At 65.1% G+C, this 10889-nt stretch carries 8 protein-coding genes; 6 read left to right on the top strand and 2 right to left on the bottom strand.

Translation table 11 applies throughout. The features are described 5' to 3' along the window. The 4 genes from AC4FAH_RS02575 to AC4FAH_RS02590 form a co-directional block, all read left to right on the top strand. A partial coding sequence (locus tag AC4FAH_RS02575; protein WP_490245615.1) for a coiled-coil domain-containing protein occupies positions 1 to 1554 on the top strand: 1554 nt, incomplete at its 5' end. Between the two features lie 413 nt (positions 1555 to 1967). Further along, positions 1968 to 3080 (top strand): cell division protein ZipA, encoded by a 1113-nt coding sequence (locus AC4FAH_RS02580; RefSeq protein WP_288988097.1) that lies wholly within the window; start codon positions 1968 to 1970, stop codon positions 3078 to 3080. A 431-nt stretch (positions 3081 to 3511) separates the two neighbouring features. Next, positions 3512 to 5602, top strand: a complete 2091-nt coding sequence (gene ligA / locus AC4FAH_RS02585) for an NAD-dependent DNA ligase LigA (protein WP_287020805.1) — start codon at positions 3512 to 3514, stop codon at positions 5600 to 5602. Positions 5603 to 5670: 68 nt separating this feature from the next. After that, positions 5671 to 5973, top strand: coding sequence for a YheU family protein (locus AC4FAH_RS02590; RefSeq protein WP_248379925.1), 303 nt, complete (start codon positions 5671 to 5673; stop codon positions 5971 to 5973). A 163-nt stretch (positions 5974 to 6136) separates the two neighbouring features. Here the strand turns inward: AC4FAH_RS02590 and AC4FAH_RS02595 are convergent, their stop codons facing one another. Then, positions 6137 to 7447 carry a 2-hydroxycarboxylate transporter family protein gene (locus AC4FAH_RS02595; RefSeq protein ID WP_054555304.1) on the bottom strand — a complete coding sequence of 437 codons (1311 nt, stop codon included), beginning with the start codon at positions 7445 to 7447 and terminating at the stop codon, positions 6137 to 6139. 270 nt (positions 7448 to 7717) lie between these two features. On the opposite strand from AC4FAH_RS02595, the gene AC4FAH_RS02600 reads away from it, so the two are divergent. Further along, entirely contained in the window at positions 7718 to 9457 is a 1740-nt protein-coding gene (locus tag AC4FAH_RS02600; RefSeq protein ID WP_287020797.1) for an ATP-binding protein, read from the top strand. 65 nt (positions 9458 to 9522) lie between these two features. Continuing rightward, the gene (locus AC4FAH_RS02605; protein WP_175089931.1) at positions 9523 to 10260 is read left to right on the top strand and encodes a response regulator; all 738 of its coding nucleotides are present in this window, start codon (positions 9523 to 9525) and stop codon (positions 10258 to 10260) included. A gap of 14 nt (positions 10261 to 10274) precedes the next feature. Here the strand turns inward: AC4FAH_RS02605 and mnmC1 are convergent. Next, positions 10275 to 10889 (bottom strand): FAD-dependent 5-carboxymethylaminomethyl-2-thiouridine(34) oxidoreductase MnmC1 (gene mnmC1, locus AC4FAH_RS02610; protein WP_490245616.1); only part of this gene is annotated, 615 nt, incomplete at its 5' end.

Genomic DNA, 10889 nt, shown 5'->3' on the forward strand with positions numbered 1-10889 from the left:
GTCATCGCCCAGCGGGCGCGCCTCGAGCAGGTCGTGCTGGAACTCGAGTCACTGGATGAGCGTCTCGAGGAGATCGAGGCGCGTCTGGCCGCAGCCGCCGAACAGATTGCCGGCGCCGAGCAGCAGCTCGAGCATCTGCGCGTCGAAGAGCGCGAGCTGGGCGAGCGCCAGCGTGAACTCAGTCTCAAGGAGGCCGGCATCGCCAGCCGCCTGGAGCATGTCGATGGTCGCGCTCGTGAGCTGGATGAGGAGCTCGAGCAGCTGGCGGAAACGCGCGAGACTCAGGCCCTGACGCTGGAGGAGGCGCGTGAGCGCTGGCAGCAGGCATTGGAGGCGGTCGAGAACAACGCCCAGTCGCGTGAGTCGCTGGAGCGTTCACGGCGCGAACATCAGGAGGCGCTGGCCGGGCTGCGTGCCCAGCTGGCGCCCGCGCGTGAGCAGGTCAACCGCCTCGACATGGAGCGTCAGCGCCTGACCACCGAACGTGACGGCATGCAGGGCCAGCGCATGCGAGCCGTCGAGCAACGCGAGAAGCTCGCCGAGCGCATCGAGATGCTCGAGGCCAGCCGCGAAGAAGCCTCACTGCCGCAGGAAGAAGAACGCGAAAAGCTCGAGATGCTGCTCGAGACGCGTCTGTATCAGGAAACCAAGCTCAACGCCTGTCGTGACAAGACTCATGAATTGGTCGAACAGATGCGTCAGGCGGAACAGGCGCGTCAGACTCATGAGCGCAATCTCGAGGGGATTCGTCAGCGCCTCGAGGAAGGCCGCATGCAGGTGCAGGCGCTGACCCTCAAGGGCGATGCGCAGGACGAGCAACTGGTGGAACTGGGCTATGACGAAGCGGCGATCGCGCAGCTCGAGGACGAGCTGGACCCCAATGCCACCGAATCGGCCTGGAGCCACAACCTCGAGCAGATCGGTGAGCGCATCAAGCGGCTGGGGGCCATCAACCTGGCGGCCATCGAGGAATACGACCAGCAGGCCGAGCGTCGCAACTATCTGGAAGCCCAGCATGCCGAGCTGAGCGAAGCGCTGGAGACCCTCGAGCGCGCCATCCGCAAGATTGACCAGGAAACACGGGTGCGCTTCAAGGACACCTTCGACAAGGTCAATGCCGGAATCCAGGCGCTTTTCCCCAAGATCTTCGGGGGCGGAACCGCATGGTTGACGCTGACTGGTGATGATTTGCTGGAGACGGGAGTCGCGATCATGGCGCGGCCACCGGGCAAGAAAAACTCCACCATTCACCTGCTGTCAGGCGGCGAGAAGGCACTGACGGCACTGGCGCTGGTCTTCGCCATCTTCCAGCTCAATCCGGCCCCGTTCTGCATGCTCGATGAGGTGGATGCGCCGCTGGATGATGCCAACGTCGGACGCTATGCAAGGCTGGTGAAGGAGATGTCGGAAAGCGTACAGTTCATCTATATCACCCATAACAAGATCGCCATGGAAGCGGCAGATCGGCTGATGGGTGTCACCATGCAGGAACCCGGCGTCTCGCGCCTTGTCTCTGTAGGGATAGAAGAAGCTGCCGTGCTTGCCGAAGCGTGAGGGAAAAGCCGTTCAGGAGGGCAAGGTCATCCTCCGGCGCGGTAGCCAGTGGCCGCCTTGGCGGCCTAGTTGGCAAGATCGTGTTGCATCTAGAGATCGAAAGCACTACGAGTTTGCGTCATAGTGTCAGTCAGGGATAATTGAAGGGCGATTGCGCAGGTCACCACCACAGGATTGACATTCGAAAAAATGTCCCCTTTTTCTGCAATCGCGCTATGCTGTTCACGTGCATGGTGCCCAAGCAAACAGGCTAATGACCCATGGAATTGAGAGAGTGGCTCATCTTGTTGGGGTTGGTGCTGGTCGCAATCATCGTCGTTGACGGTGTGCGCAGGCTCCAACGTCAACGTCGAGTACCCCGACTGGATCGAGCGGGTACAGAGGATTCCACCGACGATGCGGGCAATCCCGCGGTGGAAGAAGAGGAAGAACGTGACAACTGGGAGCTGCCGAACGGCGGCTACCGGGTGGTTGGCGATTCCGAGACGCATGCCGAGGACGAGGAAGATGTCGTGCTCGACAATGCTCACGGCATCAAGGCCTCGCGGGTGACTCAACCGAGTCGTCCGGCGCAGCCCATGGAGCGTCGTGAAGCGCCGGAGCGCAAGGGCTTCGGCGAGCGTGCGGCTGCCTTCGGTGCACGTGCCAGCCAGTCAATGCGCGACGTGACGGCCAGTCTGGGCGCACGGCGTGATGACGAGCACGAGCACGACGATGCGCATCGCGAGCCCGTGCTCGGCAGCGCCTCCAGTGAGCAGGCCGAGACGGCGCGCGAAGACGACTTCCATGAGAAGCCGGTGATCACCGCCGAGGACGACAGCATCAGCGTCTCCTCCACCCAGGCCGATGATCTCGAACCGATGGCCGAGATCGAGGAAGGTCAGGATGCCAGAAATGAGGCGTCCTCCGCTGGCAAGCAGGCCGATGTCGCCAGCAGTGCTTCCCAGCGCCAGGAGCCTTCACTGGAAGCGGCCGCCGCGCCTGCTGCCGATGCCACAGCGCCCGAGGATGATCGTCATCCGCTGGTGCTGCGTGCCGAACGCAATCAGGTCGATGACCAGCTCGCACGTGACACCCTGGCCGATGCCAGTGAAGTCATCATCATCTCGGTGATGGCGCGCGGCGATGAAGGCTTCAGTGGTGAAGACGTGCTGGGCATCTCGCTGGCCTGTGGTCTGCGTCATTCCGAGATGGGGCTGTTCCTGCGCCACGAGGAAGATGATGACGACAGCCCGCTGCAGTTCGCGATGGCCAACGTGGTCAAGCCGGGCATCTTCAAGCCGGCCGAGATGGTGGACAGCCAGCTGGATGGCGTCACCTTCCTGATGCCGCTGCCGGGCGCGGACGACACCTCTGCCGCCTTCGAGACCATGGTCGAGATCGCCATGCTGCTGGTGCGTCGTCTGGGTGGTGAGCTGAAAGACGAGAACCACAGCGTGATGACGGCCCAGACCATCGAGTTCAAGCGCCAGCAGGTGCACGAGTTCGAGCGTCGCAATCGTCTGCATCGCTACCAGGCCAACTGATCGACTCCCAGCCATTCTCTGAGTCGACCAGTCATGCCAGAACGCCAACGGCGACCTTCGGGTCGCCGTTGGCGTTTGCGTGTCCTGCCGACCTCTTGCAGCCTCTGACGGTCCCTGCCAGCCCCTGACTGTCGCCCTGAGTGCTTGAATGTGTGGCCTGTCGATCACATTGAGTACAATGGCAGCATCAAGGCGACCCCTCTGCCTGCAAGTCTTTGCAAGCCCTTGCAAGTGCATCAGGTCGGAGGGGTCGCCACCCGTTTTCAGGTCGCTCAGCGCTGCCTTCTGGCAGTGCTGGCGAGCCACTGTTTCGAGTGAGTGTCATGTCAGCCCAGGATGATCTGTTTTCGGCGCCTGCCGATGAACCCAACGCCTCGAGCGCTTCCCGCTCCGCTGCACCGGCCGCGGTGGAAGGCGTGCCTGCCAAGGTGATGGAGGAGGTCGCGCAGCTGCATCGCGAGCTGCTCGAGGCCAGCCACCGCTATTACGTGCTGGATGATCCGACGCTGACCGATGCCGACTACGACACGCGCCTGCGCCGTCTCGAGGCGCTGGAAGCCGAATATCCCCAGCTGATCAGCTCGGAATCGCCCACCCAGCGCGTCGGAGCCGCACCGGCCAGCGGCTTCGAGGAAGTGCAGCATGCGGTGCCGATGCTGTCGCTCAACAACGCCTTCGATGACGATGAGCTGCGTGCCTTCGTGCAACGTGCGGCGAAAACGCTGGAGCTGGGAGACGCTCAGGACGCGGGTGATGAGCTGAGCTTCTGCTGCGAGCCCAAGCTCGATGGCCTGGCCGTGTCGCTCATCTACGAGAATGGCGTACTGGTGCAGGGCGTGACGCGCGGCGATGGCCGCACCGGCGAAGGCATCACCACCAATCTGCGCACCATCCGCTCGATTCCGCTCAAGCTGCGGGGTGATGATCTGCCGGAGCTGCTGGAAGTGCGCGGTGAGGTCTACATGAGCCACGCTGGCTTCGAGGCGCTGAACGCGCGCGGCCGCGACGAGGATGGCAAGGTGTTCGCCAACCCGCGCAATGCCGCCGCCGGTAGCCTGCGCCAGCTGGATTCCAACATCGCCGCCTCGCGTCCGCTGGAATTCTGCGCCTATCAGGTCGCGCGGGTGGATGATGCGCTGCTCGCCAGCGAGGCCGGCCAGAATCATTCCGGTCTGATGGCGCTGCTCAACGACTATGGCTTCCGCACCAGCCCGCAGCTTGAGGTGGTGCGCGGTGCTCAGGGTATCATCGACTACACCCGCCGCCTCGGCGAGCAGCGTGATGACCTCGATCACGACATCGATGGCGCGGTCATCAAGCTCGATGCACTGCGTCTGCAGCGTGAACTGGGCTTCGTGGCGCGCGCACCGCGCTGGGCCATCGCCTACAAGTACCCGGCGCAGGAGCAGGAAACCACCCTGGAAGGCGTCGATTTTCAGGTCGGACGCACTGGCGCGCTGACACCGGTCGCCCGGCTGGCGCCGGTGCAGGTCGCCGGTGTGGTGGTCTCCAACGCCACACTGCACAACATGGACGAGGTGGAACGTCTCGGCGTACAGATCGGTGACAGCGTCATCATTCGGCGCGCCGGCGATGTCATCCCGCAGGTGGTGCGGGTCGCCAGCGAAGGCACCAGCCGCGAAGCCATCGTGCTGCCGGACGGCTGCCCGGTGTGCGGCTCCGAGATCGAGCGCCTCGAAGGCGAGGTGGTGGCACGCTGCGCGGGCGGACTGATCTGCGCCGCGCAGCGCAAGGAAGCCCTCAAGCACTTCTCCAGCCGCAAGGCGCTGGATGTCGATGGCCTCGGTGAGAAGCTGATAGAGCAGCTGATCGAGCGTGAGCTGGTCAAGACGCCGGCGGACCTGTTCCACCTGGAAGCTGCCACCCTGGCCGAGCTGCCGCGCATGGGCGAGAAGTCCGCCGCCAATCTGGTCGCCTCGCTGGACAAGAGCCGCAACACCACCCTGGCGCGCTTCATCTATGCCCTCGGCATCCGGGAAGTCGGGGAAGCCACCGCCGCGAATCTGGCCACGCACTTCGGCACGCTTGAAGCGCTGCGCGCAGCGGATCAGGCCGCGCTGGAGGCAGTGGAAGATGTCGGCCCCATCGTCGCCGCGCATATCCATACCTTCTTCCAGCAGCCGACCAACAACGAGACGCTGGAAGCGTTGCTCGCCTGCGGCCTGAGCTGGGAAGAGGTCGAGATCGGTGAGCGCCACCAGCCGCTGGCAGGCCAGACCTGGGTGCTGACCGGCAGTCTCGACAGCATGACGCGTGATGAAGGCAAGGCGCGTCTGCAGGCGCTGGGCGCCAAGGTGGCGGGCAGTGTCTCGAAGAAGACCGCCGGTGTGGTCGCCGGCGAGGCAGCGGGCAGCAAGCTCGAGAAAGCCATGCAGCTGGGCCTCACGGTGCTGGACGAAGAGACCTTCGTGAAGCGCCTGGCCGAATGGGAATCCGGTGCTGATGCACAGCAGGACAATCCGCAAGACAGTGCGCAAGACAGCGCGGGAGAGGATGCATGAGTACGGATACGCTGAACGATGCACCGCAGGCGGCGTCACGCCCCCCTGATGATGGACAGGAGCTACCCATGAGCCAGATGCCACTTGATCAGATGGACCCGCGGGACCGCTTCATCGAGGTGCCGCAGACCATGCTGCCCGCCGATACACGGCGCGCCCTGCTGGAAGCCTTCGTCACCCGTCAGGGCTACGACACCACCGATGTCGGTGAAGGCATGGCCGGCTGGGTCGCAGAACTGGAAGGCCAGCTGTCACGCGGCAAGCTGCTGATCGTCCACGACATCGGCACCGAATCCACCGAGGTGATGACGCTGGAGCAATGGCAGTCCTTCGGTCGCCAGCTGGCGGACGACGAGGAAGAGGGCGACTGAGCCCGGCCAGCGGTCATGCTGTGTTGAGCATGCCCTGACCCTGCCCCTGACCCCGGGGTTGGAAACGACAACGCCCCTGGCACAGGCCAGGGGCGTTGTCGTTCATGAAGCGCCTGTTGTTGCACCCTTTGGTGCGCCTAGTGTCGTCTGGCGAAGCGCCGGATCATGCGAACCACATCGGCACGACCAGGCTCGAGATCAACAGGATCAAGGCCCCGCCCAGGCGCGAGGAAATCTGCGCGAAGGGCATCAGCTGCATGCGATTGGCCGCCGAGAGTACGGCGACGTCACCCGTGCCGCCCATGTTGGCCATGCACAGGCCAGCGGTGATGGCTGACTCGATGGGATAGAAGCCGACCAGCTTGCCCACCAGACCCGCACCGAAGGCGGCGCCCGCGACGACACCGAACACGATCACCACGTAGGTGATGGTGATGGCATCGATCACCTGTCCCAGATCGGTATAGGCCACGCCGATGCCGAACAGCAGCGCGAAGGTCCAGTTGCCAGCCACGAACCGGAACCATTGGGCGGCGGCCTGATTGATGTTCTCCGGTACCAGGTTGGCGCACTTGAGCACGGCGACCGCGATGATCATAAGCGCGTAGGGGTGCAGCGGAATGACCTTGCCGAGAATCTGGCTGGCGACGAAGAAGCTCAGGGCAATCACCATGCCGATGCCCAGCTGGGACAGGTCAGGCGTGCTCTTCTCTTCGCGGACATTGACGCCCGGCATCATCTGGCCGCCACCGGTCAGCGACGGGAAGCGCTTGCCAAGCCCGTTGAGCAGCCCGGCAATGATGATGGCGAAGACATTGCCCAGGGCCAGTGCCGGCACCAGGATCGAGATATAGTAGCTGGCCGGTTGCCCCAGCAGCTGCTCGTAGATCTGGCTCATCGGTACGGCGCCGGCCCCCATGCCGCCGCCCATGATGGGCAGGGCGATGACCATGACGGCATCCTTGGGCGAGAAGCCCATGACCCAGCCGACCAGCATCGCGAAGAGCGCCGCGAACAGCACCGAGCACAGCAGCGGCAGCGCGAAGCGGGCCCCGACCTTGACCAGCACGCGGGAGTCCATGCCGAGAATGCTGCCGGTGATCAGCGCCGCGATGTAGAAGTTCAGAAAGCCACCGGCCTTCATGAACTCACTGACATTCGCCGTGACCTCTTGCGGCAGCCAGCCGCTGTAGACCAGCGCTGCGGCACCGAAGATGGCGAGAATGGCACCGCCACCCAGATAGCTGTTGATGATCGGCAGGCGGTCGCCCAGAAAGCCCAGCAGCTCCCCGAGAATCATCATGACCAGCAGCGCGCCGATCATGCCGGCAGGCAGGGTGTCGGTGGCGATGGCGGCAATCAGGACCAGGAAGGACAGGGCGAAGATCGGCAGCGACATGCCGAAGATGCGCGTCTTCTGCCAGGGGGACTCTGCGGCAGGCGTGGCCGTGGCGGTCTGCGAGGAATGTGTCATGCATGCTCCTTGTCCTGCACTCTGTCATTGCAGGACCTGTTGTCATGCCCGGACGCGTTGGCGTGGCATCGCGGGATCGTTTGGGACGGGGAAGGGACATCATGTTTGCGCACTGGATGCGCGTCACAGGGAGCTTACGGTGTGGCTCCCGAGGGCCAAGTTTTGCGAATTAAAGAAAGCCTTTTGAAACTTATGAAAGCGCCGACTGCCACTCGCCCATGCGCCGGGCCGAATGGCCATGCCACCAAGGGGGCACATGGCTTGTCCGGCGTGTTGCGACATTCTCAACCCGGGCTGAGCGCGCTGACCTCATTGCTCGCCGCCGGCATGGTGATCGTCAGCCTGCTGGTCGCGGCCTGGCTCTTCAGTGCCCAGCTGGAGCGGACCCAGCGCGAGATCCAGGGCCAGCGCATTGCCGCTCTTGCCCAGCGCATCGCGCGTCTGCCCGAGGTGCGTTCTGCCCTGAGCGAGGCCAGCTCACCGCAGGCTGTGCCTCCTGTCGCGGACAGCCGCCTGGCGGCACGCATCGAGGGACTGCGTCGGGAGAATGCCGTCGACTTCATCGTGGTGATGCGCCCGGATGGCCTGCGGCTCAGTCACCCGGACCCCGCACGCATCGGGCAGCCCTTCCAGGGTGGCGACGAACAGCGTGCGCTTGCCGGCGCCTCCTACCTCTCCGAATCCCGCGGCACGCTCGGCGAAAGCCTGCGCAGCTTCGTTCCGGTCATGGCGAATGCGTCCAAGAGCGATGAGCGCGCCGTCGTCGGTGCGGTGGCCATCGGTATCACGCTGGACTCCCTGGGGCGGCGTCTGGCCGATGAGAAGCGCCAGCTGCTGCTCGGACTGGGTGTGTTGATGCTGTTCGGCACGCTGGGCGCACTGGGACTTGCGCGCTATCTGCGCAGACAGCTCAAGGGACTGGAGCCGGCGGCCATCGCGCGCCTGGTGGAGGAGCATCAGGCGGTGCTGGCCAGCCTGGAAGAGGGCATCATCGTGGTCGATCCCGAGGGGCGGATCACGCTGGTGAATGCCGCGGCGCGCGAGTTGTTGGGGGCCTTGCCGACGCTGGGCGAGCGCCTTGATGACTGGTTGCCCGACACCGGCATGCGTGAGTGCCTTGTCGCGCGCCAGCCGGTGAGCGAGCAGGAGGAGACCCGTCTGCGCCAGGTGACCCATGGCGGGCGGCGATTGCTGGTGCGTTGCCAGCGGGTGCATGATGGCGAGCTGCTGATGGGCGGCGTGCTGGTACTGCGCGAGCACGACCGCATGCAGCGCCTCGCCGAGGAGCTGACCGGCGTCCGCCGCCAGGCGGAGTCACTGCGTGCCGCGCGTCATGAGTTCCGCAATCGGCTGCATGTGTTGTCGGGCCTGACACAGATGCAGGACCTCGCCGGTCTGCGCGATTATCTTGCGTTGCTGGTGGAGCGGGAGTTGCCGGCGGATGCCGCGGCCGCCGAGCGCATCGCGGACCCTCTGCTGGCAGGCCTTCTGATCGGCAAGCACAGCGAGGCTCGCGAGCGTGGCATCACGCTGACGGTCGAGTTGGAGATCGAATGCCATCATGGCCGCTGCGCTGAGTGGGGAATGTCACAGGACGATGGCGCTCAGGCCGAATTTCCGGTGCTGGAGCGTAGCTTGAGTCATGATCTGGTCAGCGTGATCGGCAATCTGCTCGACAATGCCTTCGAAGCGCTGGAGGAGGTGGGCGCTGACGCTCACGCCCCGTCTGTGACCCTGGGGTTGATGCTGGAATCACTGGACCCGTCGACAGAGGCGCAGTTGTCGATCAGCGTGGCGGACAACGGCCCCGGCATGCCGACGGAGCTGAGGCAGACGGCACGCATGGCGGGGGTGAGCAGTCATGGGGAAGGCCGCGGGCTGGGCCTGTCGCTGGTGCAGGAGATCGTGACCGTGCGCGAGGGCGAATGGCACCTCTATGCGCCCTCGGGCGGCGGTACCCTGGTCGAGCTGACCCTGCCTTGCCGACTGCTGACTGGCGCGGCGCCCTGATAGGGGGCCACGCATCACGGGATGGCGTTGCGGCCGGAACTTGCACAATAAAGGAGCCAGAGCGCATGCGTGTGCTGATAGTCGAAGACGACCCCATGGTCATGCGTCTCAATGTCGAATACCTCAGTCGCATCGACGGCATGCGCCTGGTGGCCCAGTGCGAGGATGTCGCGACGGCACTCGACGTGCTGGCGCAGGAAGCGGTGGACCTGGTGCTGCTGGATGTCTACCTGCGCAGCCGCAGCGGGCTGGAAGTGTTGCGATGGCTGAGGCGCCACGCCGCCCCCGATATCCAGGTGATCCTGATCACCGCCGCCAGTGAGGCGGACACGGTGCGCAGCGCACATGCGCTCGGGGTGTGCGATTACCTGGTCAAACCCTTCAGCTTCGCCCGTTTTCAGCAGGCGTTGGCACTGGCGCGTCGCGGCCGCCAGCAGCTGGAGAGCCTCGAGGGTGAAGTCAGCCAGCAACAACTGGACCAGCTCTTCGGCGTGCAGGGGCTGGTCAGCGGCGCTGCGGGCGCGGTACCCGAGGGGCGCCTGCCCAAGGGCGTGACGGCGGCATCACTTGCCTTGGTGGCCAGTGCCATCCAGGCGCTGCCGCGCGAGGAAGGCAGCTTCACCAGTGAGGCGTTGCTGCCTGCCACCGGCATGTCGCGAGTGACCATCCGCAAGTACCTGCGCCATCTCGCGGCCTGCGGCATGCTCAGCGAGGCCTTCCACTACGGACAGATCGGCCGGCCATCCTTCACCTATCAGGTCATCGACCGTCAGGCCCTGTCCAGACAGTGCCGTCAGGCCTGAGTGATACCGACCTCTCAGCGCCGCTGGACGATATCGCGGATCAGGCGGCGTCCCGGATGCAGGTGCTCGGCCAGTTCGCGTTCCAGCGGCAGCGGCTCGCCGCACAGTTGCGAGGCGATCAGCTCAGCGCACAGCGGGGCGGTGGTGAAGCCGCGTGAGCCGTGTGCGGTGGAGAGCCACAGGCCGGGCAGGTGGGCGCCGCTCGACTGCGGTACGCGTTTTTTCGCATCGAAGGCCATGGCGGCGTAATCCTCACGCCATTGCGCGGCGTCCGGTGCCGGGCCGGCCAGCGGGCTCTTGTCCGGGCTGGCGGCGCGCCAGGCGACGCGTCCCTGCCAGTCATCGTCTTCCAGCCTGATGCCACGCGCCTGCTCCCAGGCGGCGACGAAGGCGGGCAGGGCGCTGCGCAGCTCCGCGACATTGGCGGCGTGGTCCGCCGCGCGGACCGCCTCATCCTCATCGCGCGGGGCGAAGGTCGCGCCGAAGCTGAGGGTCACGCTGCCATCGGCGTGGCGCTGATAGGGCGAGACATAGCCACCGGCGCACACCACGCTGTCGAGCGCGGGCAGGTGCGCGGCGTGTTCCGGCGCTACCGTGATCTCGCTGACCTGGCCGCGAATCGGCTGCAG

The organism is Cobetia sp., assembly GCF_983723665.1.